Below are 24626 nucleotides of genomic sequence, written 5' to 3'. Positions count from 1 at the left end.
CGAAGATGCGATTTCATGCTGACGCAGATGCGGGATCAAGCTATAGTCTCCCGGTCATTGGGGAGGGGCTGATGATAACTTTGGCATTGGTGATGCTGCTTGGAGCAGCGGTCGATATCCCTGCAACCGATTTCGGGATCAGGTCGGTGCAGCGGCCCGCTCCTGCTACCTCGTCGCCGGTCACGACACGCCGGCAGTTGCCTCTCGGCACGGTCCGCTTCAATCTCGCTGCAGCCGCCGGCGTCGCCCGCAGCTACGGCCGGGTGACCAGCACCATCCGCTCGGCCGAGCGCAATCGCCGCGTGGGCGGTGTGCCCAACAGCTGGCACCTGCTCGGCCGCGCGATGGATGTCGCCCGTTCGCCCAGCGTCAGCCATGCCGCTCTAGCAGCCGAGCTCAGGCGGCGTGGCTATCACCTGATCGAATCCCTCGACGAGGGAGATCACAGCCATTTCGCCTTCAGCGACGGAGCGGTCACGCCGCGCCAGCGCAGCCGGACTGACCAGCTGGCAGAGGTCAGCCGCGAGGCGGACTATTTTCGCTTCGTGACGATGCCGGTGACCAGCTCCGACAGGCAGACCGCCTCGCTACGGTGAAAGAGCGGCAGCGCCGGTCAGCGCAAGGTTGTTGGCGGCCCGTGCAAACCAGCGATCATCGGTCTCAAGCGCACGTGCGAAGGCGGCGCGTGCCTTGCCGAGGTGGCCAACGCGCAGCGCGAGCGCCCCGGCATCGTTGAGCCGGGCGGCGTAGAGCGCTCCACTCTCGCCCGCGCGGCGGACGGGCAGGTCGGCAAGCAGCGCCGAGTCGGCAAGGTCGAGATTGGCAGCAATGCGCGGGTTGGCCGGGGCCAATGCCGCGGCGCGCGCAAAGCGCTGCTGCGCCTCGCTCCATTGTCCGCGCAGCAACAGCGACCAGCCAAGGTTGTTGAGCAACTCCGGCGATGCCGGAGCCATCCGCAACCCCCGCGCATAGGCGGCATCGGCCGTGCCCCAGTCCTGCGCCCGGTCGGCGGCCACGCCCCTTGCGTTCAGGGCGCGCCATCCGGCGTCCGGCATTGCCCCGGCCCGGTCCAGCAAGCGGATCGCCGCAGCTTGGTCGCCCTGCTCGAGCGCGACGATCCCGGCTTGGGTGAGGACATGGCTGCTTCGGTCGCCACCCTCCATCAAGGCGGCATAGCGGGCCGAGGCTTCGGGCCAGCGCCGTTCGGCAAAGGCGAGGTCGGCGAGCAGGCGGTCGACCGCGGCGCCCGACGCACCGCTGGCGACGGCGGCGCGGATCATCTCGCGGGCTTGCACCCCGCGCCCGTGCGACAGGGCGTTGGCGGCCTCGCCCACCGGGTCGGCCACGGGTGCCGGCGGTGACATCGCCAGCAGCGCGGCGAGCGCCAGGATCATGTGCGTCCGGCGCTGCCCGCGCTGTCGCGGCCGAGCCGGAGGATGATGCGATCCACCGTGTCCGACCGCCGCGCCTGCGACGATACCTTCAATTGCCGGGCCAGCCGCTTGCCTTCCTGCTCCAGCGCCGCTGGATAGACGAGCTCGGTCCGGTCGAGCGCCCGGACGGCGTTAGCGATCGCGATGCCGGTCCAGCCCAACTGCCGGAGCCGGAGCCGGGTCTCGGCCGCGCGACCTTCGCCAGTACCGGCGTTGAGGATGGTGATCCGCACCGGTGCGCTGCCAATCCCGAGCGGCGGCCTGACCTCGCGGGCCCGTGCCAGCTTCGGCGTCGGCAGCGGTTGCCAATGCGGTGCCTTGCCGGTGAGCAGGATGACCTCGCCAAGATCGGACCGCTCCAGCCGTGGCCCGGCCTTGTGTTCCTGCGCCAGCTTGACGAGCGGATGTTGTGGCGCGGGCGACAGCCAGGACAGCACACCGCCCTCGGTAAGCGCCGACGACCGGTCAAGGTCGAGCGCGGCGACAAGCGCGGTAAGGTCCGGAGCGACGCGGCCTTCCGGCCGGGCCCGCAATGCCACTTCCGTCCGCACCCTTCCCGCTTCCTCCTTCGCGCCCGAGCGATCGAGCGAGGCGGCAAAGGCGGCAAGGATGCCGCCGTCCGTCGGCTGCAGCGCCAGCGCGCGCTCATAGTGCAGGCGGGACAGATCGAAGCGGCCCATGCGATCGTAACAGCCCGCCAGTCCGACCAGCGCGGCGACGCTTGCGGGATCGTCGCGCAAGGCCCGGCGAAAGCCCTCGGAGGCTAGCGCGACGTTGCCGAGTGCGAGATGGGCCTGCGCTTCGTTGACCCGGAATTGCAACGACTGCGCGCCCTGCGCCAGGGCGTTGCCCGTCGGCCTAATGGTCAGCGTTCCGCCGTTGGTACAACCGGAAGCGGCGAGCGCCGCCACCGCGATCGCAAGGATCTTCCTCATCAGCTTGCCCCCTGCATGGCTGGAAGAATGGTGCGGATGACCCGAATCACGGCCGGCAGCATCAACACGCCGATCATCACCGGCAGCATGCAGGCTACCAGCGGGATCGACAGCAGCACCGGCAGCCTGTGGGCCTTTTCCTCAGCCCGCATCCGCCGCTTCTCGCGCATTTCCGCGGCATAGATGCGCAATGTCTGGCCGATCGACGAACCCAGCTTGGTCGACTGAATGAGCAGGGTCGCGAAGGCGCGGATCTCGTCTACTTCCGCGCGGTCGGCGAGCCGGCGAAGCGCATCCTCGCGGCTCCGTCCGGCACGCAATTCCAGGACAAGGAGGCTCAATTGCTCGGCGATCAGCGGGTGAGACTGGACCATCTCCTGCCCGACCTTGTTGAATGCCGCCTCGAGACCCAGGCCCGCCTCGACGCAGACCAGCATCAGGTCAAGCGCGTCGGGAAAGCCATTGACCAGCGCCTGGCGCCGACGATCGCTCTTCGCCTGCACCACCAGGGTCGGGACGTAGAGCCCGACAAGGGCCGCCACCATTGCCTCGACGTAGATCACCATCATGCTCGGCGGGTCGGCCGAAAGCCAGTTCACAACCAGCACCGCGACCGGCAGCAACAGCACCAGGCACAGCCGGATCAGGGTATACAGCCTCGGCGCGATCGGGCTGGTGAACCCCGCCGCCGCTAGGCGCTGGCGGAGCTCGCGGTCTTTGGTATCGGCAAGGCTGAGGCCGGACTGCTCGATCCTGGCGATCAGCTTGCCCCAGGCCCCTGCACTCGGATCGCCGCGCAGGCTCTGGCCCGGGGCGAAGTCGACCGGGGCATGGCCGCCGGCGGGTTCGAGCCGCCGGCGAAGGTCGCGCCGGATCGCCAGCCAGTTGACCGCAAAATAGGCCCCGCTGGCGACGGCGGCAAACAGCAGCACCAGCAGGCTGATGCGCGCGATCTGGTTCTGGGCAAGCAGCTCGACCATGGCCCTATACCTTCAGATCGACCAGGCGCCGGATCGAGAAGAATCCGATGCAGTACAGCAGGACGAGACCAAGGAAGCCAGGGACGAACAACGGATCGTCGGCCACGTCGAGGTAGAATTTCGCGTTGAGCAGGAACAGCCCGCTGAATGTCGCGACCGGAAGCAGGGTGAGGATCACGCCCGTCATCCGCCCCTCGCTGGAGAGGGCCCGGACCTTCATCAGCATCGATTGACGATCGCGGATCACGCGCGACAGATTCTCGAGGATTTCGGCCAGATTGCCGCCCGTCTCGTTCTGCACCGACAGGCTGACCACGAACATCCGCATGTCGTCGAGGTCCCACCGCTCGGCCAACGCCGCGAGAGAATCGCGAAGCTCGGCGCCATAGGTGACCTCGTCGACCACCAGGCCGAATTGCGAGCCGATCGGATCGGGCATTTCGACCGTCAGCAGGTCCAGCGCCGCCGCCACTGGATGCCCAGCGCGAAGGCCGCGGACGAACACATCGAGCGCGACGGGGAATTGCTCCTGCATCTTCTTGCGCCGCTTCTGCGCTCGTCGCGACAGGATCATCAGCGGGAAGAAGGTGCCGATCAGGATCGAGATGGTGCCGACCAGCAGCAGACGGCCGGCCCCGATCGGCGCGCCGGCGGCCAGCATGATGACGACGATGGCAGCCATGAGGATCACCGGCGCCAGCCCGAGCAGCAGCAGCAGGCGCCCGGTCGGCATCAGCAATCCGGTCGCCAGCAACGTCCGCTCCAGCTTGCGCACCGCACCCTTGAACGGCCCAGGCACCCGGCTGACGATATCGAGATTGTGCCGGCGCAAGGTGCTGAAGGTGTCGGCGCGCGATTGTCCGCGCCCGATCAGCTGCAGGCGCTGGTTGATCGACCGGTCGCGCGAACGGGCGCGGAGGTATCCGCCGAGCAGCACCTCGACCAGCAGCAGGACCGCCGCGAAGACCAGCACCAGGATCAGGATGCGCAGCAGACTGTCGGTCATCAATCGAACCTCACGTCCGGCCGGAACAGGTCGGGCGACAGCATGATGCCGTGGCTCATCGCGTCCTCGAGGAAGCGGGGACGGATGCCCGAGGCCTCGAACCGGCCGAGCACTTCGCCATCGCTCGACCGCCCGGTCTGCCGGAAGCGGAAGATCTCTTGCATGGTGATCACATCGCCTTCCATGCCGATGATCTCGGACACGCTGATCAGGCGGCGGCGGCCGTCGGCAAGCCGCACCAGCTGAAGCACGATGTTGATCGCCGAGGCGATCTGCGCGCGGGCTGAGCGGGCAGGAATGTCGATCCCCGACATGCCGATCATCTGCTCGACACGGGACACGGCGTCGCGCGCGGTGTTGGCGTGGACCGTGGTCATCGACCCGTCGTGCCCGGTGTTCATCGCCTGCAACATGTCGAACGCCTCGCCGGCGCGCACTTCGCCGACGATGATCCGGTCGGGCCGCATGCGCAGCGCATTCTTGACCAGGTCGCGCTGCGCGATCTCGCCCTTGCCTTCGGTGTTGGCCGGCCGGGTTTCCAGCCGCGCGACATGCACCTGCTGGAGCTGCAGTTCGGCGCTGTCCTCGATCGTGACGATCCGCTCGCTGTTGCCGATGTACGCCGACATCGCGTTCAGCATGGTCGTCTTGCCCGAGCCAGTGCCGCCGGAGATCAGCACGTTGCGGCGCGACCGCACGATCGCCTGGAGCACCTCGGCGATGGCCTGCGGAATCGACCCGATCTCGACCAGCCGGTCCATCGAAATCGGCACCTTGGCGAACTTGCGGATCGACAGCAGCGGGCCGTCGATCGCCAGCGGCGGAACCACCGCATTGACGCGGCTTCCGTCGGCCAGCCGCGCGTCGACCAGCGGCGAGCTTTCATCGACCCGCCGGCCGACCGCCGACACGATCTTCTGGATGATCCGGATGAGGTGCCGGTCGTCCTTAAACTGCGCCGAACTCAGTTCTAGCGTACCATAGCGCTCGACGAAGATCCGCTTGTGGCCGTTGACCAGGATGTCGGTGATCGTCGGATCCTTGAGAAGCGGCTCGAGCGGACCGAGGCCGAGAAGTTCGTCGATGACGTCGTCGACCAGCTGGCGCCGCTCGATCTGGTTCAGCGCATGGTTCTGTTTGGCGAGCTCCTCCTGGACCATCTCGCCGATCTCGTCCTGGATCTGCGCCCGCGACATAGTCTCGAGTGCCGCGAGATTGATGAGGTCGAGCAAGCGCTGGTGAAGCGCGACCTTGAGCTCGGTGTTAGCGTCGCGGCTGGCAAAGGCGCCAGCATCGCCGACATTCATCAGCCGCCGTTCTTCGAGCGGAACCACCTTCTCCTCGTCCGGCGGACTATCCTGGTGCTGCTGGGGTTTGCGAATCTGCCACATGGATCAGCGCTCCAGTCCGAGGATATCGACGAGCGCCTTGTCGAGCCGGTCGAGGTCGCTTCCGAACGCGCTCTTCCGCTTGACCTCATCGACCGTCACGCCGCGCTCGATGGCGGCGTTGACGGTGGCGGGATCGTTGGCGACGGTGAAACGCGCGTCGCGCCCCAGCGCCGTTGTGGCATCGCCCGACTTGACCGACCCGAACAGGCTCTTCTCGTGACGATTGAGGATGATCTCGAGCGGCACCTCGCCCAGTTCTTGTTCCTGCAGGAGGTCCAGCTGGCGCCGCGCCTGGCGCAGTCCCGCGACGCTGAGGTCGGCGACCAGCAGGATCAGGTCTGAACGCGCCGCCAGCGACAGCGACCAGTGGGTCCAGTTGGCGGGAAGGTCGACGAACACGGTCCCGAACGCCCGCTGCGCGCGCTCAACGACGGCCAGCACCTGGTCGTTGTTGAGCCCTTCCAGCGGCAGCATCTCGTCGGGAGCGGCAAGGACATGCAGGCCGCTCGGGTGGACCGTCGTGATCGACCGAAGCAATTCGCCATCCAACCGCGATCCCGCCGCGACCGCGTCGGTGAGCGAGAATTTGGGCGTCAGCCCAAGCTGGAAGGCAGCATCGCCGAACTGGACGTCGAGGTCGATCAGGCAGGCTTCACGGCCCGCCGCCGCCTCGCGCGCGGCAAAGCGGCAGGCAAGCTGGGTGGCGAGCGCGGTGGCGCCGCTTCCGCCCCGCGCCTTGCTGAAGGTGATCAGCCGCGATTTGCCGGCAAGCGCATGGACTTCCTTCTGCTGCACCTGCTCGGCCAGCGGGGCGATGGAGGTGACGAGATCATCGAGCGACAAGGGCAGCGGAAGCACATCGTGGGCCCCGCTGCGCAGCAGCGATCGAACCAGTGCCAGCGGCGGATTGAAGGCGGCGGCGATCAGCGGCGTGTCGGGATTGGCCGCCGCAAGACGCTCGAACCGCTTGATCGACGCAGGTGAATCAGCGTCGACCTGGACCACCGCCACCGCCGCGCGCGCCATGTCGGTGGCATCGATCCAGTCGGACACCGGCACGATGCTGAGAGTCAGCGGAAGGCCGAGCACCCGCGCGCCCATTAGCGCGCCAATGTCGCCCTCGGCAGCGCTGAGGTACAGGTGGATCTCGGCCTCGCGCCCCTGGAAGCGCCAGGCCTTGGCCGTATCCTGCTGGTTCATGGCGCTCACTTGTCTGACCTCAATTACTGGTGCTGCCGACGCCGTCTTCCATCACCAGGCTGGTGCGGAAGTCGGGAAGCGGGAGAGCGACCAAAGCGAGCAGGGAAATGGGCTCAAACTGCATTCCGACGATGCTGACCGTGACAGTCGGAGAGATGTCCATCCCGTTCGGATCGCCTGCATAGCCGAGGCCCGAGCCGCTGTAGGTGATGCGAACCTTGTCCGACGTGACCTCGGGATAGATGGCGGCCATCCTTTCCACGATGTCCGCGAAGGCGTCACCGTTGAAAGTGCCAGCGTCGGGGCAAGTCCCTTCCTCGGCGCACGAGCAGCCATCCTCGGTGCAAACCAGCTGCCCTAGCGCGTCCTGCGGGATGCGGTCGCCTTGGGTGAGAGTTCTTCCATCGCTGGTGACGAACCCGACGTAGCTTTCCGCTTCGAGGCCGCTGTCGAGGACATCGGTAACCGCGGCCATCCGCACGCCCATCTGGGTCGCCTTGGCGATGCGGTTATAGTCCCACGCCAGGCGGGCAGCATCGATGATCCCGAAGAGGAAGGTCAGCAGGATCGGCAGAACCAGCGCGAACTCCACCGCGCCGCCGCCCCTGCGGTCCTTGAGCAGCGCGCGGATCATACGCCCATCACCGCTGCCTGCTCGCTTGCCGCGATATTGAGGCCGGAGCCGTTCCAGCCGAACTGACCGAACAGTCCGCGATAGGGCAGGCGAACGGTCAGAGTCACCACTGGCGCGCCATCCTCGGCACCGCGGTAGATCCCGGCCAGTTCCTCGTTGATGTCCTCGCCGTCTCCATCGACGCCAGTTATTACGCTCGACGAGCACTCGACCGACAGCACGACTTCGGCACTGTCCCAGTTTGGCAAGAGGTCGGCGGTCCCACTCGCGACGCCGGTGCGCACCACTTCCTCGGTGGCGGTAACCACGTTGTCCGCAGCGGTCGCGGTTCCGCAATCGAAGTCGGCGAAGTCGTGGCGTGCGGCGAAGCGGGCACCGTCGCGCACGCCCTTGGAAAGGGTATGCCACTCGCGGAAATAATTGCCGAGCTCGAACGCGCTGACCATCAGGACCAGCAGCAGCGGCAATACCAGCGCCATCTCGGCCCCGGCCGCACCGCGCTCGCAGCGGACGATGGCGCGAAGCCCGGTCATTTCACGAGATACGGCTTGTCACGGCGGACCACCTGCCCCCCGGTCGAGCCTGCCGCCCCCGACAAAGTCTCGCCGATCACCTCAACATAAACGTCCCCTGCGCCGGTCCGCTCACGATTGATCGACGGCTCGACGAGGAAGACGTCGATCCACTTGACCACTTCGAGGTCGTCCTCGGCGCCATTCACCCCTTCGCGGAGGCAGTTGACGACGGCCACGGAAATGCGACGCCGGTCGATCGTGTTCTCGCCGGGCTCCAGCGGGGCGCCCTGCCCCTTCGGGATGCTGCACTGCGACTGACCGTAAGCGGTGGCAGCGTTGGCGCCGGTTCCAGACGCCACCCGGGGCCCCAGCACGGTTACGCCGTCGATCACGTCGCCGCGGTTCGCGATTTCCCAGACGTACACCGCGTAGCGCGTCGCATTGGCCGGCAGATCGGTGTTATCCTGCCACGATCCAGCAGCGGTTCCGCCGGTCCAGTACGTCCCGTCGGAACGCCGGTAATTGGTCCGGAAATAGGCGTCGCGATCCCACACGCCGGTGCCGATCGGTCCATTGCAGTGTCCGCTGACTCCGCTGCCGACCGAGTGGCAGATATCCCGCGGATGCCCCATGGCGAGCGGAATGATGGACGTCGGCAACGCCGCATTGGTTCGCGGGTAATCGTACCCGTAGTAGCGGACACCGGTATTGGGCAGGCTCCAGCCCTGATTATGCAGCTTGCAGGCATTGCCGCCGTTGGCGTTCCCCGGCCGATTGGTGTCCTTGACCACATTCACCGAGGATGGGCAGTTGCCGCCGGATGGACAGCTCACATCCCCGTCGTAGATGTCGAAGCGGGTATTCAGGCTGTCGGTGACCGTGACGGTTGCGCCGGGCTTTGTATCGACACCATTACCGGGTTGGCACTCCCCCGGCGGTGCCGTCCAGCCGAGCGCCTCTCGCAGTCCAGGGGCGCCGTTAGATCCACCGTTCGAGTCGAGATAGCCGAAGTTGCCGGGCGCCCATCCCCCCGTGCCACCGCCGACCGACACCAGTCGAAGCCCTTTTCCGATATACAGCGACGCGTCGAAACCAGGAGTCACATCCTCCGCTTCGGCCCCGGTCTCGGCCGGATTGCAGATCATCACCGGGGGTGTCTTGCAGATGGCGGAGCCAAGCCCGGCGACGGCCGATGCCGCGATGTTGCCGGAGTTCACCAGCCCGACGATCGGCGTCATCGCGTAGCGGGCCTGGCGGGCGGTAATGTCGACCCGGATGAACTTGGCGAGGCTGTCCGGATCGGCCTCCCCTTCGCTCGGTGCGGTATCCTCGATCCGGTTCTCGTCTGCCTCGGCGTCCGGGCTCGAGGCATAGAAATAGATGTTGGCGACTGTCGCCGCCTGGCCGTCGGCGTTGGCGTCGTTGGCGAAGCGGGTATCGTTGGCGACCAGCGCCCGCGCAGCGGCTCTTGCCCGCTGCATCGCGCCGTCTTGCCCGTCCAGCTGGGTCACTCCGGCCAGCGCGGACTGGTCGGCGGCGTTCTGCAATTCGGTATCGAGATTGGCGAGCTGGGCGAAATCAACCGCCAGGCCGCCGGCCGCGATCAGGCCGACCAGCGACAGGGCAACGATCGGCGCTACCGATCCCTGCTTCGCCCTGGCCAGTCTCTTGATCGAGCGCAGCATTGCACACTCCCTATTGCGGCCCGCTGCCGCTTGCCGCGCCGCCGCTCGAGGTGCCGATCGCCTCGACCTGCTTGACCTTGTCGGTGCGGTAACGCTGGCTGGCTGCGGCCGCCTTGGCGCCGTCGCTCCCCGCCGGGGTCGCCTCGGCGGTGTAGACGGGATCCGGGTTGATGGTCTGCACCGCCTTGTTCCAGGCCACCGCCTCGCCGAACTGGCGATCGGCCGACCCGGTGCGGGCATCGATTGTGTTGCATCCGGTCAGGAGGAGTGCGGCAGCCGCGATCGGCAACAGCTTAGAGCACATGGCCATAATCCCCTTCGAAACCGGTCGGACCCTTGGGCGCCGTCTTGGCGGCCATCCCACCTGCCCCGCCGGTTGCCGGCGGCGGGTTGTTGACCCCGACCTCGGGCGCTGGCCCGACGCCCGTGTCGGTGCGTCCAAGGAGGATGAGGTCGGCGGGAGCCGGCGGCTGGACGCGGTCGGTCGGCGCCCTCACCTGATCGGGGCGCACCGGCCGGACCAGCCGCGGCGTGACGATGATCACCAGCTCGGTTTCCTCGCGCTGGAAGCCGCTGGAGCGGAACAGGCTGCCGATGATCGGAAGCGAGCCCAGCAGCGGGACCTGGCGGATGGTGTCCTGGAAGTCCTTGCGGATCAGGCCGGCCATGGCGAAGCTTTCGCCGTCGCGCAGTTCGACCACCGACTTGGCGCGGCGGGTCTGCAATCCCGGGACTCGAAGGCCGTTGATGATCACCGAGGCCGATGGATCGATCGAGCTGACTTCCGGCGCGACGACCAGGTTGATGACCCCGTCGGCCAGCACGGTGGGCGTGAAGGCAAGGCTGACGCCGAATGGCTTGAATTCGACGGTGATCGCCCGGCTGCCGCCGCCGCCATCATCAGACCCGCCACTACCCTGTACCGTCGGGATCGGGAATTCGCCGCCGGCAAGGAAGTTCGCCGTCTCACCCGACAAGGCGATCAGCGTCGGCTCGGCCAGCGTGGTGATCGCCCCCTTCCGCTCCAACGCGTCCAGCGTCAGGTTGAAGTTGGTCCCGAACGCCCGGAAGGTGCGGGAGATGATCCCGAAACTGTCGGTGATCGCCGCCAGCGTCGGCGGGCCACCGCCGACCAGCCCGGCCCCGCCCCCGATCGCCCCGGTCAGCTTGCCGCCGTCCGAGCCGACGAAGGTGCTGACCCCGATTTGCTGCAGCGCCGATCGCTTGACCTCCGAAAAGCGGACCTCCAGCATCACCTGCTGCGAGGAACCGACCGACAGCAGGTTGACGACCTTGCCCGGCGCATAGGTGCTGGCAAGCTGGACCGCGCGGTCGGCGGCGGGGCCGCTCGGCACGATCCCTTCCAGCACGATCGAATCGTTGCTCAGCCGCGCGCCGACCTGGCTGGCGGGGAGCAGTTCGGACAATTGGCGGCGAAGCCCGAGCACGTCGGGCCCGACCGCCACGTCCATCACCGCGATAAGGTTGCTGTTGCGGTCGTACAGGGTCAGGCTGGTGGTCCCCGCCTTCTTGCCCAGCACGTACAGCGACGTGCTGTTCAGCGGCAGGATGTCGGCGATTTCCGGGTTGCCGATCAGCGCCTTGGCGAACGGCCGGTCCGAGCGCAGCACCTGGCTCTTGGCGACCGGGACGACCAGTTCGCCCGCATGCATCCCCTCGGCGGTGCTGATCGCGGCGACCTGCCCCGCCGCCGGCGCTGCCCCCAGCAGCAGCGCTCCGGCGCCAAGCGCCGCGAGCATCATCCCCTTAGCCACTGGCACCCCCTACTTCGTAGCTGGTTTCGGTGGTCCCCCTGACCACGTCGACATTGTTGCGGACCGGCGCCGGTCGCGGCGCGGCTGCGGCGCGGGCGGGCTGGCGAGCCGGCTGGCGCGGCGCGGCGATCGCCGCCGGGCGCCAGCGTTGCGGGGCTGCCTGCATGGTCAGGTTGGCGGCGCGCATCGCCCCGCCATAGGTACCGGCGAAGGTGCCGTAGCGAAGGTCATCGAGGCTGACGGTCTCGACCAGGCTGACATCGTCGCGTTCGCCCGGCTTGCGCAGCACGAGGCTGAGGTCGCCGACCTGCTGGCCGAGCGCCAATTTCTGCGCGTCGATCGGGGTCACTTCCAGCGTCGCGGTCTTGGCCACCGCCGGCTTGCCCGTCTCGTTCTTGGCGCGCTGACCCATGGCGATGACCCGGGTGTTCTGCAGCAACACGTCGGTGACCTGTTGCCGGCTTTCGCCGTTGGCGATTTCGCGGGTGATGAGGACGTCGACGCTGTCGCTGGGCTGGATGAAACCGGCCACGCCCGACACGTCGTTGATCCGGACCGACACCGCGCGCTTGCCGTCGGGCAGCAGCGCGGCGATCGAGGCGCCGGCGCCCTTGCCCGAAATCTTGGTCGCCAGGATCGCTTCGTTGACCGCGATCGGCGCGATCACCACTCGGCGATTTTTGCCTCCGACCAGCTCTGCGGCGCTCTGGAAGCTGCCGGCGGGAAGCGCGTCGGTCGGATAATTGATGAGCCGGATCATCTCCGGCTTGAGTTCGGTCCCGAAGTCGAGCGGCACATTGGCCACCGCGATCTTGGTCGTTCCGTCAGGAGATTGGGCGTTGCGGCCGGCGAGGAGATAGGTGTTGGCCAGGAATACGGCGACCAGTCCGAAGACCAGCGCAGCAGCCAGAGCAATCACGGATTGTCTCTTCATTTTCCCCCGCCTTCTGAACGCATCAAAGGCTTACGCAAACTCGTTGCACGCTTAGAAAAGAGGGGACCGCCGGTGTGTCCGGCGATCCCCTGCGACCCTCAGTCGCCCTCTTCCACTACGCCGCCGCAAAGGTCGGGAGCAGCGCCAGCCGGATCGCAAATACGATTGCCAGCGCCGTCCATGGCCTCACCGATGTTGTTGCCGAGCGCGAGCGCCGAGGCTGCGATCAGCGAACCGACGATGGCGAGGATGAGCGCATATTCGGCCGCCGAGGCGCCGGATTCGTCACGAAGCATGTTAATGAAGGTCATGGAAAATCCCCTTTCCAGGAGACGTCCAGTGTATCGGGACGCCTCAGATGAGCGTCACGCACCGCGGGGGCTGAACTTCAAAATCTTTGGCGGTGTCGTAACGGCCGATCGCTTCACCGACCCTCCGCTACGACACCCCGATTGCGCCCCCTTGGCCCGCTCGGCTGCCTTAAGAAACTGCTAACCACCATTGAGAGTCAACGAATAATTTTAATCCAGGTTAATGCTAACAATGCGAACATGGATCACTAACCTGCTGAATTGGCAGCAGTTTCGTTGGAATTCTTCCAGAAAACGGTTTGTCGCATTTGTTCCATCGTGGGACGAAAATGGCGGCGAGGCGCCCTGATCGCGCGTTCAAACAGAACGGCGCAGCAACGACTCAGTGCATTCCCAAGCGCTTAGCGCGGCACCCGGTGGCGAAAAGTGACGTTCACGCGGGTCGACAGCAGCAGGTAGGGCAGCCACAGGCTGACACTGATCGCGACCTTGGTGATGTTCCCCTGCAGCAGCTCGTGAAGCGAGGCCGCAACATTCGCCGGCACCGCCGTCGCCATCACCGCCTGGGCGATCAGCAGCTGCGCGCAGACGTCGACAAGCCACACGAACAGCAGGAAGCGCGGGAATATCGGTGCCCGGCGCAGGGCCATGGCGAAGGCCACGACATACAGGCTGCTGAGGATCACCACGTCCAGCGTCATCGCCTGGTGAAGCACGCCTAGCCAGCCGGGCACGTGCGGTGGGATAGCCGGCATGGTGACCAGATATTCGGCGGCCCGAACCGGCACGTTCATCAGCATGCCGATCAGCAGGCTGACCATGATCCCGCTGGTGCCGTACAGCCGGTGACGCTCCGCCTCCGCCCGCGGCACGTCGCGCCAGCGCCCGACCCGCGCCAGGCGCAGGCTCGGCTGCGGCATCACCGGTCCGTCGGCGAACCAGCGCAGCGCCAGCAGGAAGCTCGCCGCCGGCGCGCACACCAGCAGAAGGTAAGGCGCGATGCTGGCGGGACCCACGGAAGCCAGCGGACTGACCGCCACCCGCAAGGCGGCGGCCAGCGCGACCACGGTCATCCACCAGATGGCGATCGGCGCGAGATTATTCTCAAGCCCCGACAGCAGGGTCAGCGAGCGGGCATGGAGTTGGTCGTTCACCGAACGAACCAGAGGATGACGGAATATGGTCACGCGCCTGTCCTGATTCCCAACAGCCAAACGCCCCTATCCCACCGACCTTCTTTCAACATGGTTAATGTCGCGGGGCATTAAAGGGTTCCAAGCCGCGACCGATGTCAAGCGTCGCCCGCCGCCAATCAGAAGTCCATCGAGGCGGAGAAGCGGACGGTTCGCGGCTGGCCCTGCAGCAGCGAGGTGCCGAAGGTCTCGAACGCCGACGCCCAGTAACGCCTGTTCGCCACATTATCGACGCCCGCACGAAGGGTCAGCGGCCGGTCGGCGACCAGCGCGACATAGCGCGCGCCCAGATCGAACCGGGTCCACCCGCCGATCTCCAGCGTATTGGCGGCGTCGACCGGCTGCTTGCCGGTGGCGACCACCCGCCCGGTCAGCGTCAGCCCGCTCAGCGCCGGCACGTCCCATTCGACATTGGCATTGGCGAGGAGGTTGGGCACTCCCGGCGCGTCCCTGCCGTCCTGCAGTCCTCCTGGCGTCCGGCGCAGCTCCGCGTCGATCCACGACCCGCCGGCGATCAGCCGCAGCCCCGGGCTCAGCTCCCCGTCCACCGTCAGCTCGACCCCCTGGTTGCGCTGGTCGCCAAACTGCCCGAAGCGGAGCAGCCCGGGGTTGGCGGCATCGGGCACTGCGAAGGCGGTCGGACGGGTGATCCGAAAGGCGGCGATGCTGCCGTTCAGCCGACCGATCCTGGCCTTGGCCCCGATCTCATATTGCACCGACTTCACCGGCGCGAACACTTCGCCCGGGTTGCTGAGCGTGGGATCGACCGGCGCGGTGGCGCCCTGCTGCAATCCCTCGATCCGGTTGGCGAACAGCGACAGCCCGTCACGAGGCTTCACCACTAGCCCAACGACCGGTGTAACCGCGCTTTGGTTATACTCGCTCGTCAGCGATCCCCCGTCGTAATAGTCATAGCCCTTGACCCTGATCTGCTGGTGGCGAAGCCCGGCGGTCAGCAGCACGCGGTCGCGGGCAAATCCGATCGTGTCCGACACGAAGAAACTGGTCAGCCGCGCCCGGCCGATCGGATAGGGATTCTCCAGGTCGCCCCCGACGAACCCGGTCCCCGGAAGCGGCACCGCAGGCGTGTCGTACAGATTGGTGGCATAACCCGCGAACCCGCCGAGGAAATCGAACGCATTGCGGTTCACCTGCCGCACATGGCTGACCCCTGCGTTCAATTCATGCGTGGTGCCGGCCACGACCAGCTTCGCCCGCACGCCCGCCTGCCCCGCCTCATTATTGTCGGTGCGCGGCACGAACGAGGCCGATCCGGTCGCGCTGCCGTCGGCGCCGGTCACGGTGATCCCGCCGTAAATCCCCTCTTCCGACCCGTCGCGGGCGCCGGCCTGAACATAGACGAGGACATTGTCGGCCGCGTCCCATTCGGCGCGGGCGATGCCGAACAGATCCTCGAGTTCGGTATAGGTCCATGGCTGGGCATAATTGGCGTCGGCCTCGGGCACGCGCGGGATGAAGCCGGTGACCGTCACCTTGGGACGGAGCTGCTCGACCCGGATCTTCTGGTAGCCGAGGTCGAGCGACAGGCGGACATCCGCGCCGCGATAGTCGAGCCCGGCGCCCAGCACGGCCGCCCGGCGGTTTTCGTCGCTGATCGCCACCTCGCCCCGGCGATAGGCGCCGTTGAGCCTGACGCCCCAGGCCCCTCCCCCGAATCGCCGCGCGACGTCGAAGCTGGCCCCGACATGGCCGTCGGACAGATAGCTGGCGGTGGCGCGGGTCAGGTCGCGCCCGGCGCGCTTGGGCACCAAGTTGATGCTTCCCCCGATTCCCGATCCGCCCGGCGCGGCACCGTTGAGGAAGGCGGTCGCGCCGCCCAGCACCTGGACGCTGTCGTAAAGCTCGGGCGCGACCAGCTGGCGCGGGGTAATGCCGTACAGGCCGTCCAGCGCGACATCGTCCCCGAACAGGGTGAAGCCGCGGATGACGAACTGCTCGGACGCATTGCCGAAGCCGTAGCTGGTGCGGATGGTGGGGTCGTTCTCGAGCACCTGGCCCAGCGTCTGCGGCTGCTGGTTGGTGATCAGCGTGTCCGAATAGCTGCGGATGCTGAACGGCACGTCCTCCGCAGCCTTGTCGCCAAGGATGCCGACCTGCCCTTCGCGACGGACCTGCGTCTGGTTGTTGCGCTGAGCGGTGACGACCACCTCCTGGCCGGTCGGCTCCGCGGCTTGCTGGGCAAGCGCGGGCATGGGCGCGGCGACGGACGCGAGCAGGAGCAGGCGGAAGTTCACTTGGATTGATCCTTTCGGGAAGAGCGGCGGGCGACCGCCCAGACAGTGGCGAGGAGCGGCATCGACAGCACCGCCCAGGAGACGAAATCGCGCCAGCCGTCGCCGGTCAGCGCGGAGACAAGGCCGGCGAGGCTGAGCAGGGCCAGGATGGCCGGCAGGGCAAAGGTAGAACGGATCATTCGGCGGGGCTTGGGGCGGGTTCGATCCGCCCGCCGCTGGTGACTTCCGCCAGCCGCATCGACAACGGGGCGTGGCGACGGCCCAGCCACAGATAGACCCCGGATCCGAGCACCACGATGGTGAACAGGGTCAGCGCCGCCCACAGCAATTTGAGCGGAAGGCCGCCATAGTCGCCGAAATGGAGCGGCTGGCTGAGCTGCAGCGCCTTCATGCTCAGCGGCATCGGCCGGACGTCGGTCAGGCGGCCGGTCTCGGCATCGATCAATGCCGGGGTCAGCAACCGTTTGGTCAGCGGCGTGTCGCCCTGGAAGAAGACGGCATAATGGTGCCCGCTGCTGTAGCTTCCGCCCGGAAAGGCGATGAACTGCGGATCGTTGCCTGGCAGCGCTGCGCGGGCCGAGGCCATCGCCTTGTCGAGCGAGCCGTAGCGCGACGGCGACAACGGCGCGGCTCCGGTCTCCAGCCCGGTCATCTCCGCCAGCGCGCCGTTACGCCAATTGTCGACCAGCGGCGTGGCCAGCGCATTGATAATCCCGGTCGCACCGACCACCGTCATCCACGCCAGCGCGGTGATGCCGAGCAGATTGTGCCAGTCGAGCCACTTAAGCCGGCGGCTGCGCCCCGTGCGCAACGTGCCGAAATCGAGCTTGCGCATGAACGGCGCGTAGAGGACCACGCCCGACACCAGCGCCGCCACGAACAGCACGCCCATCGCGCCGAGAAACAGCATTCCCGGCAGGCCCAGGAACAGGTCGGTGTGAAGCTGGAGCAGGAACTCCATGATGCCCTCCTCGCCCGGCGGAGCGACGAGGCGGCCGTTCGTGCGGTCGAACAGCATCAGCGTCATTTGCGATTCGGGGGCGTCCGGCGCCGGCCCGGTGGTGACGGTCAGCAGCGGGCTTTCGTTGTCGAAGGCCATGTATAGCGGCACCTCGCCCGGCCGCTCGGCCAGCGCGCGGCCGAGCATGGCGTCTAGCGGCAGCAGGCCGGGCGCGGTGGAGGAGGACGCCGGACCGGCCAGCGGCGGCGGTCCGCCTAGCGCTCCTTCGATCTCGTCATGAAAGATCAGCGGCAGGCCGGTCAGGCACAGCATCAACAGGAACAGGGTGCAGACGAGGCTCGTCCACTTGTGGACCAGATACCAGGCTCGAACCGCTGACCGCTTCATGCTGCGCCCTTAGGCGCTATTGAGAAGCATTCGCAAGTCATAAGCTGGCGGAGGCGGCAGGTACACGCCCAAGAAAAAGGGCGCGCCGATCGCCGGCACGCCCCCTCTCCCGTGCGATGATCCGGGTTAGAAGACCTTGGCCTTCACCCCGACATAGAAGAAGCGCCCGACCGAACTGACCGGGTAGGACGACGATCCGATATCGGGCTTCGTGTCGAACAGATTGTTCACGCCCCCATAAATATTGAACTGCCTGTTCACATTGAACGACGCTTGTATCTCATGCTCCCAGCGTTCCTTGAAGTAGAGATATTCGGGAGCGACGATGTCGGGATCGTCGCGCGTGCGCTCGTTGCTGAAGCGCAGGGACTTGGCGAACCAGTTGACGCCATAGTTGAGGGTCAACCCGCCGAGCGACCAGGTGATGTCACCGGTGGCGCTATACTTGGGCGCACCCGCCTCGCTGCGGTCGTTGTCGACCTCTGCCCCCGGGCTAGGGATGAATTCCAGCTTGTGCAGATAGTTGCCGTTCACTCGGAAGTTGAAGCTTCCGAGTCCGCCGCCCGGCTGGAGGCGGTAGTTGAGGGCAATGTCGAGACCCTCGGTGTCGAAGTTGGCGACGTTGGCCGGCGACACGGTAAAGTCGCTGAAATAGCCGGTTAGCGGATCGCGCGAGATCTGCGCGCAGAAGGCGTTGGCGAGCGTCGGCTGGTCGTAGCAAAGCTCCGCCACCTGCGCCGCGGCCGGCGTGTTGACGGCGTCGCGGATGCGGATGTCGTACCAGTCCGCCGCCAGCTGCAGGCCGGGCAGGAAGCGCGGGCGAAGCACGCCGCCGGCGGTCCAGGTCCGGGCCGTTTCCTCCCTGAGGTTACGATTGCCGCTGGTGCGGCCTTTCTGCGCGGTTCCCGTCGGTGAGATCGGATCGCCATTGGGATCGAAGGTCGAGGGGGTGATCCCGAGAGCGCTCAGCGCGGCGAGGCAATTGGCCTGGCGGAAGGACGCGCCGTCGGTGATCCGGTCGATACCGCACGGATCGGGAATGAACTCGAAGGTCCCCGCGGGTGCGCCGAACAATTCGCCGAGGTTCGGCGCGCGCACCGCCTGGCTGATCGTGCCGCGGAAGGTGATGTCGCGAACTGGCGCGTAGACGCCATTGACGCTCCACGTCTTGGTGGTGCCGATGGTGCTGTAATCGGAATAACGGAACGCGCCGCCGACTGACAGCGTATCGGCCAGGAACGCGTTGCGGAATACCGGCAGGTTGAGCTCGGCGAACACTTCCTTGACGTTGAAGCTGCCTCGTTCGGGAAGGGCCGAGGAACTGTCGAGGAAGGCACCCTGCTGGGTGAAGGCGGACGGCGTGAAGCGGCTGCTCTCCTTGCGATATTCGGCCCCGAGCGCATAGCCGATCGGGCCGCCGGGGAGCGAGAACAAGCCGTCGGTGGTGCCGGACAATGAGCCCGACAGGACGTTCTGGCGGATGCGGGTTTCCGCAACATCGGTGTCCAGCACCCAGTCCAGCGCATCGCGGCTGAACGCATTCTCGCCCACGATGTTGAGCGGCTTGCACTCGCCCGGCCGGAAGGTGGTCGGCGCCCCTTCGTAATTGCCCGTCGCCGGGTTGAAGGTGCCATATTGCTGGCTGGCGATGTAGCCGAAGTTCTGGATCAGGGTTTGGCCCGGCAGGTTGATGCGGCAGGTGACCTGCCCGTTCGCCGGGTTCACCACCGCGTCGATGGCGGCATAATAACGGTCGGACAGCCGCTGCCCGGGCGAGATGCCCTTGGCGTCGACCTGACCGAAGGTATGGCTGAGCTCGTAGCGAAGGTTGTCGCCGATCTTCCCATCGATCCCGAGCACCGAGCGATAAGTATCCCGCTTGGCAAGAAATTCGCGGATGCCGAAATCGAAGCTGTCGCGACCAAGGAGTAGCGCATCGCCGACGACGTTTGAGCCGAACCGCTGGTTCAGGAAGGCATTGTCGCCGTAGAGCACGACATAAAGGTCGTAGATCGGCTGCTGGAAGGTGCCCGCCTTGGAGCGGACGTATTTGCCTTCGGCGAATACCCGCAAGGCCGGGCTGAACTCGAACGTCGCCAGGCCATTGAAGATGTGCCGTTCGTTCTGAGGCAGCGAGTCACCGAAATAGATGTCCTGCCGGGTCGAATCCCCCCCCACCGTGAAGAAGGTGTTGGGGACGTAGGTGCCGGGGTCGTAGACCTTGCCTTCGCCCGTGAAGTCCGGCGAGAAATCGAAGTCGAGATCGAACGCGCCGCCGGGCGATGTGTCGGCCCAGCGCAGGTCGCGCCGCGGCGCGAAGTCGGGAACGCTGGGGCTGTCGTTGTTCGGATCCTCGTTCTCGACGAAGCGGAAGGTCGGTCCGGTCCGGCCGTAATTCAGGCGCTGCAGCTGGCTGAAGCGGTCGTCCTGCCCGAATTCGTAGGAGCCGGTCAGGTTGAAGCGGCCGTCGGCGAAGTTCTTGCCGGCGGTAATCCCGAAGTAGCGGGTGGCGGCATCCTCGCGCTGCGAGATGCCGGCTTGGCCGCGAATGCGCAGCCCCTCGAAGTCGCGCTTCATCACGAAGTTGACCACGCCCGACACGCCGTCGGCGCCGTAAATGGCCGAGGTGCCACCCGTGAGGACGTCGACCCGGTCGATCAGCTCCAGCGGGATGGTGTTGATGTCGACCGCCGAGGTGCCGGGAACGCCGGCGACGTGACGACGCCCGTCCAGCAACACCAGAGTGCGGTTGGTGCCGAGGTTGCGCAGGTTGAGGTAGTTGCCGCCGACCGTCAGCGCGGAGCCGGTGTTGGAGCCGGCATTGTCGGCGCTGGTGCTTGATCCCAGCAGCGCCGGGGAGTCGGTCAGGAAGTCGGTGATATTGGTATCGCCCGACTGCTCGATAGTCTCGGACGTAAAGGCCTGGATCGGGTTCGGAAAGGCGAACTCGGGACGGGCGATGCGCGACCCGGTGACGACGATCTCGTTGCCGCCGTCACCCGTTTCAAGCGGACCAGCGCTTTCGGCCGCGGTCGCTTCGGTGTCGCTGGCGGCGGCGGGACTGGCCGAGGGATCGTCGTCCTGCTGCGAGCTTTCAGGAGCGCCCGGCGGGGTGGCGGGTTGCGACTGGGCACTGACCGGCTGGGCAGCAAAGGCGGCAATGGCCAGAGCAAGGGCTGAGGTAGTCGTTGAGAAGCGCATGACGTTCCTAACCGTTCTGTGACGGCCGAAAGCTAGAACGTGACAGTAACGAAACCAAGTTGCCGGATGACGGGCGACGTCGCGAACACGACATTGTGGCATTGCTGCAACAATGCGGCAAATGCCTAGCGGCCCCGCACTATCGCCTGCTGACCCGAAGGTCAGTCCTGCCGTCCAAACGCAGCTTTCGGGGCGGCTGCCGTCGGGCGCGGCAAGAAGGCAAGGATCAGCGCCGCGCCCAGCGCCGCCGTGCCGATGATCGCGATCGCCAGCGGGATGCGCAGTCCTGCCGCGATCAGGAAACCGCCGACCAGGGGCCCGACGATCGCCCCCGCACGGCCGACACCGATCGCCAAGCCGGTTCCGGTGACCCGCAATTCGGGCGGAAAGGCGCGGGCCAGCAGGGCGTAGAGACCGACGATCCCGCCGAACACGCACGAACCCGCGATAAAGGCGATCGCCTGCAACGCCCCGAGGCTCGAGAACCAGCCAAAGGCGACGAAGGTCACCGATGTGCCGATCATTGACAGGATGACCAGCCGCACCAGTCCGAACCGCGGTGCCGCCCAGCCCAGCGCCGAGCCGCCGATCACCCCTCCCAGGCTCATCAGCGCCGAGGTGCGGATCGCATCGGGGGTGGTGAAACCGAGGTCGCTCATCAGCTTGGGCAGCCAACCCGAGAAGAAGTAGAAGGTCACGATGTGGAGGAAATAGGCCGCCACCAGCATCAGTGAAAGCTTGCGGAAGCGCGGGCCGAGAAGCTCCCCGAAGCTGCCGCCACGCGCCTTGTCGGCCGGCGGGGTCAGGCTTCCGCTAAGGCGCGGGTGGCCCATGGAATCGAGCAGCACATCGATCCGCGACTGCGCCTCGGGCGTGCCGAGCCGGGCCAGATATTCCAGCGACTCGGGAAGCTTCAACCAGACAAGGGGAATGAAGGCCGCAGTGGCGACCGCGCCGACGACGAACACCGACTGCCAGCCATAAGGCTCGACCAGGTCGGCCACGGCGAACCCGCCGATCAGCCCGCCGATCGGATAGCCGATGGTCATCACCGCGACCGAAAAGTCGCGTCGGCGTTCGTTGGCGAATTCGGCCGCATAGGCGTTTATGGTCGCGACCATTCCGCCGATCCCAAGGCCGGTCACCACGCGCCAGATGCACAGGCTGACCATGCCGGTGGCGGTTGCGGTCAGCGCCATGCCGCCGGCCATCAGCACCAGGCAGAGAAGGATCAGCGGGCGCCGGCCGTGGCGATCGCCGAACGGCGCGATCAGCAAGGATCCCAGCGCCATCCCGACCAGACCAGAGGACAAGGCGACTCCAAGCTGCGCGGGGCCGATCCCCCAGTCCCGGGCAATCCCGGGCGCGGCAAAGGTGATCGCCAGCACATCGAACCCATCGAGCGCGTTGAGCGCGACCGACACCGCCACCGCGAAGATCTGCAGCCGACTCATCGGCCGCTGCGCGAGCATGGCCGCAAGCTGAGACGTCTCGGCATTGGTCGACGTGGTCGCCATTCAACAGTCCTTTTGCTCAAAACACCCCGGCGCGCCGGAAGGCGTTCCCGGATCGCGAAGCCACCGGAAAATGCGCCGCCTGTCCACGCCTTCTTTTCCGCTTGCCAAACCGGAACATTCGTCGTGAAATGTTCATGTACTCGAAAACTTCGGAAGGATGAAAGGGCGGGTGGCAAACAATGCGGGGGAGGTGCCGGCAGCAAGACTGCTCTTCCTTCCCGGATTGATGTGCGACGCCCGTATCTTCGCCGAGCAGCTGCGCCGATTTCCCGGGTCGGTCGCGGTGAATGGCTATGGCCTGTCGCGGACGATCACCGACATGGCGCGGCGCGCGCTCGACACCGTGTCCGGTCCGCTGTCGCTGGTCGGTCATTCAATGGGCGCACGCGTCGCGGCCGAGGCCTTCCGGCTGGCACCCGAACGGGTTGAACGGATCGCCTTCTTCAGCACCGGTATTCATCCGGTGCGTCCGGGTGAGGCCGATGCCCGGCACCACCTGTGCGAGCTGGGAAGAACGCAGGGCGTCGACGCGCTTGTCGACCAGTGGCTGCCCCCGATGGTCGCGCCCGACCGGGTCGACGACGCAGCGCTTATAACCCCGCTGCGGACGATGTGCCGCGAGGTCGGGGTCGAGGTCTTCGCCGCGCAGGTCGATGCCTTGCTGAGCCGGCCGCTGGTCGAGCCGGTCCTGCCGCAAATCCGCTGCCCGGCGCTGGTCGCGGTCGGCAGCGAGGATCGCTGGAGCCCGCCCGCGCAGCACGAGGCGATCGCCGCGGCGCTGCCCGATGCCCGCCTCCACGTCATCGACCATGCCGGGCACATGCTTCCGGCCGAAGCACCCGAACTTCTCAATGCCACCATCGCCGATTGGCTGACGTGGCCCACCCATGCCCAGGGAGTGTCCTAGTGTCTGAATCGAACCTGCAAACGCTGCTGGATCAAAGCGGCGACATCGTTGAGCTGCTGCGCAACCAGCAGAGTGGCCCCAATGCCTATCCGGGCGTGCCTGCGGAATATTCCAACTGGCGCAACGAACAGCAGGGCTGGGCCAAGACCTGCGTGCTGTTCAATCAATCCTATCACATGGTCGACCTGGAGGTTAGCGGGCCCGACGCCTTCGCCATGCTGAACCACCTTGGCATCAATAGTTTCAAGGGCTTCGTCCCCGACCGCGCCAAGCAGTTCGTGCCGGTCACGCCCGACGGCTATGTCATCGGCGACGTCATCCTCTTCTACCTGGAGGAGAACCGCTTCAACCTGGTCGGCCGCGCGCCGGTGATCGAGTGGGTCGAATATCACGCGCAGACCGGCAAGTGGGACGTCACGGCCGAGCGCGACGAGCGCACCGCGGTCCGGCCCGATCCGGAGAATCGCAAATCCTATCGCTTCCAGCTGCAGGGGCCGACCGCCATGCAGACGCTCGAAAAGGCGATGGGGCAGACCCCGCCCGATCTCAAATTCTTCCACATGACGACGATCGACATCGCTGGCTGCAAGGTCCGCGCGCTGCGCCACGGCATGGCCGGGCAGCCGGGCTACGAACTGTTCGGGCCATGGGCCGAGGGCGAAACCGTACGCCAGGCGCTGATCGCCGCGGGCAAGGACTTCGGCCTGACCCTGGTAGGCGGCCGCTGCTATTCGTCGAATACGCTCGAATCCGGGTGGATCCCCTCCCCGCTCCCCGCCATCTACACCGGCGAAGCGCTGCGGCCGTATCGCGAATGGCTGGGGGCCAAATCCTACGAAGCCAATGCCTCGATCGGCGGCAGCTACGTGCCGGAAAGTGTCGATGGCTATTATCTGACCCCGTGGGACCTCGGCTACGGGCCGTTCGTCAAGTTCGACCACGACTTCATCGGCCGCGAAGCGCTCGAAAAGATGGCCGACCAGCCACACCGCAAGAAGGTCACGCTCGCGCTCGACAACGAAGACGTGATGCGCGTGATGAGCTCCGCGCTGCAGAAGGGCGACCGCGCCAAATATATGGAGTTCCCCTCGGCGGTTTATTCGATGCACCCGTTCGATCAGGTGTTGGTCGACGACAAACTGGTCGGACTGTCGACCTGGATCGGCTACAGTTCGAACGAGGGGCGGATGCTCACTTTGGCCATGCTCGACGCCGACCATGCCGAGCCGGGAACGAAGGTCACCCTGCTGTGGGGCGAGCCCGACGGCGGCACCCGCAAGCCGACGGTCGAGCGCCACGTCCAGACCGAGATCCGAGCGACGGTGGCCTCGGTGCCCTATTCCGAAGTGGCGCGCGACAGCTACGCTGACAGCTGGCGGACCCGGCAGCCCGCCTGAACGAAGGTA

22 protein-coding genes are annotated in these 24626 nt (G+C 66.5%); 3 read left to right on the top strand and 19 right to left on the bottom strand.

Going from position 1 to position 24626, the window contains the following annotated elements:
* Positions 1–71 precede the first annotated feature (71 nt).
* Positions 72–596 (top strand): D-Ala-D-Ala carboxypeptidase family metallohydrolase, encoded by a 525-nt coding sequence (locus M1K48_RS01370; protein WP_249504103.1) that lies wholly within the window; start codon positions 72–74, stop codon positions 594–596.
* On the opposite strand, the gene M1K48_RS01365 is transcribed toward M1K48_RS01370, so the two are convergent.
* From M1K48_RS01365 to M1K48_RS01275, 19 genes are all read right to left on the bottom strand, one after another.
* A complete protein-coding gene (locus M1K48_RS01365) occupies positions 588–1394 on the bottom strand; it encodes a hypothetical protein (RefSeq protein ID WP_249504102.1) in 807 nt (268 codons plus the stop codon). The two genes, M1K48_RS01370 and M1K48_RS01365, sit on opposite strands and share 9 nt — an antisense overlap.
* Positions 1391–2368 carry a LytR C-terminal domain-containing protein gene (locus tag M1K48_RS01360; protein ID WP_249504101.1) on the bottom strand — a complete coding sequence of 326 codons (978 nt, stop codon included), beginning with the start codon at positions 2366–2368 and terminating at the stop codon, positions 1391–1393. Before M1K48_RS01360 ends, M1K48_RS01365 begins: the two co-directional genes overlap by 4 nt.
* Positions 2368–3348 (bottom strand): type II secretion system F family protein, encoded by a 981-nt coding sequence (locus M1K48_RS01355; protein ID WP_249504100.1) that lies wholly within the window; start codon positions 3346–3348, stop codon positions 2368–2370. The genes M1K48_RS01360 and M1K48_RS01355 overlap by 1 nt, the downstream gene beginning before the upstream one ends.
* 4 nt (positions 3349–3352) lie before the next feature.
* Positions 3353–4354, bottom strand: a complete 1002-nt coding sequence (locus tag M1K48_RS01350; protein ID WP_249504099.1) for a type II secretion system F family protein — start codon at positions 4352–4354, stop codon at positions 3353–3355.
* Entirely contained in the window at positions 4354–5661 is a 1308-nt protein-coding gene (locus M1K48_RS01345) for a CpaF family protein (RefSeq protein WP_319941215.1), read from the bottom strand. The genes M1K48_RS01350 and M1K48_RS01345 overlap by 1 nt, the downstream gene beginning before the upstream one ends.
* 87 nt (positions 5662–5748) lie before the next feature.
* Complete coding sequence (locus tag M1K48_RS01340) at positions 5749–6954, bottom strand: AAA family ATPase (protein ID WP_249504097.1); 1206 nt, start codon at positions 6952–6954, stop codon at positions 5749–5751.
* A gap of 10 nt (positions 6955–6964) precedes the next feature.
* A complete protein-coding gene (locus M1K48_RS01335) occupies positions 6965–7579 on the bottom strand; it encodes a TadE/TadG family type IV pilus assembly protein (protein WP_249504096.1) in 615 nt (204 codons plus the stop codon).
* Positions 7576–8112: a TadE/TadG family type IV pilus assembly protein gene (locus M1K48_RS01330; protein WP_249504095.1), complete on the bottom strand. Its 537-nt coding sequence runs from the start codon at positions 8110–8112 to the stop codon at positions 7576–7578. The genes M1K48_RS01335 and M1K48_RS01330 overlap by 4 nt, the downstream gene beginning before the upstream one ends.
* Positions 8109–9779, bottom strand: coding sequence for a TadE/TadG family type IV pilus assembly protein (locus M1K48_RS01325; protein ID WP_249504094.1), 1671 nt, complete (start codon positions 9777–9779; stop codon positions 8109–8111). The genes M1K48_RS01330 and M1K48_RS01325 overlap by 4 nt, the downstream gene beginning before the upstream one ends.
* A 10-nt stretch (positions 9780–9789) precedes the next feature.
* Positions 9790–10083 carry a hypothetical protein gene (locus M1K48_RS01320; protein WP_249504093.1) on the bottom strand — a complete coding sequence of 98 codons (294 nt, stop codon included), beginning with the start codon at positions 10081–10083 and terminating at the stop codon, positions 9790–9792.
* Positions 10073–11554, bottom strand: a complete 1482-nt coding sequence (locus M1K48_RS01315; protein WP_249504092.1) for a type II and III secretion system protein family protein — start codon at positions 11552–11554, stop codon at positions 10073–10075. The genes M1K48_RS01320 and M1K48_RS01315 overlap by 11 nt, the downstream gene beginning before the upstream one ends.
* The gene (cpaB, locus tag M1K48_RS01310) at positions 11547–12488 is read right to left on the bottom strand and encodes a Flp pilus assembly protein CpaB (protein WP_249504091.1); all 942 of its coding nucleotides are present in this window, start codon (positions 12486–12488) and stop codon (positions 11547–11549) included. The genes M1K48_RS01315 and cpaB overlap by 8 nt, the downstream gene beginning before the upstream one ends.
* A 98-nt stretch (positions 12489–12586) precedes the next feature.
* The gene (locus M1K48_RS01305; protein WP_249504090.1) at positions 12587–12799 is read right to left on the bottom strand and encodes a Flp family type IVb pilin; all 213 of its coding nucleotides are present in this window, start codon (positions 12797–12799) and stop codon (positions 12587–12589) included.
* Positions 12800–13200: 401 nt separating this feature from the next.
* Positions 13201–13953 (bottom strand): DUF2569 domain-containing protein, encoded by a 753-nt coding sequence (locus M1K48_RS01300; RefSeq protein ID WP_249504089.1) that lies wholly within the window; start codon positions 13951–13953, stop codon positions 13201–13203.
* A 158-nt stretch (positions 13954–14111) separates the two neighbouring features.
* Positions 14112–16247, bottom strand: coding sequence for a TonB-dependent receptor (locus M1K48_RS01295; protein ID WP_319941186.1), 2136 nt, complete (start codon positions 16245–16247; stop codon positions 14112–14114).
* Entirely contained in the window at positions 16244–16426 is a 183-nt protein-coding gene (locus tag M1K48_RS01290) for a hypothetical protein (RefSeq protein ID WP_249504088.1), read from the bottom strand. The genes M1K48_RS01295 and M1K48_RS01290 overlap by 4 nt, the downstream gene beginning before the upstream one ends.
* Positions 16423–17595 (bottom strand): PepSY-associated TM helix domain-containing protein, encoded by a 1173-nt coding sequence (locus M1K48_RS01285; RefSeq protein ID WP_249504087.1) that lies wholly within the window; start codon positions 17593–17595, stop codon positions 16423–16425. Before M1K48_RS01285 ends, M1K48_RS01290 begins: the two co-directional genes overlap by 4 nt.
* 126 nt (positions 17596–17721) lie before the next feature.
* The gene (locus M1K48_RS01280) at positions 17722–20796 is read right to left on the bottom strand and encodes a TonB-dependent receptor domain-containing protein (protein WP_249504086.1); all 3075 of its coding nucleotides are present in this window, start codon (positions 20794–20796) and stop codon (positions 17722–17724) included.
* 161 nt (positions 20797–20957) lie between these two features.
* Positions 20958–22313: an MFS transporter gene (locus tag M1K48_RS01275; RefSeq protein ID WP_249504085.1), complete on the bottom strand. Its 1356-nt coding sequence runs from the start codon at positions 22311–22313 to the stop codon at positions 20958–20960.
* Between the two features lie 169 nt (positions 22314–22482).
* On the opposite strand from M1K48_RS01275, the gene M1K48_RS01270 reads away from it, so the two are divergent.
* Positions 22483–23220, top strand: coding sequence for an alpha/beta fold hydrolase (locus M1K48_RS01270; protein ID WP_249504084.1), 738 nt, complete (start codon positions 22483–22485; stop codon positions 23218–23220).
* A complete protein-coding gene (gene desA, locus M1K48_RS01265; protein ID WP_249504083.1) occupies positions 23220–24617 on the top strand; it encodes a syringate O-demethylase in 1398 nt (465 codons plus the stop codon). Before M1K48_RS01270 ends, desA begins: the two co-directional genes overlap by 1 nt.
* Positions 24618–24626: the final 9 nt, after the last annotated feature.

It is taken from the genome of Sphingomonas glaciei (assembly GCF_023380025.1).
Taxonomy (GTDB): domain Bacteria; phylum Pseudomonadota; class Alphaproteobacteria; order Sphingomonadales; family Sphingomonadaceae; genus Sphingomicrobium; species Sphingomicrobium glaciei.
Note: the sequence above shows the minus strand (reverse complement) of the source record. Positions and strands in the feature narration are given on the sequence as shown.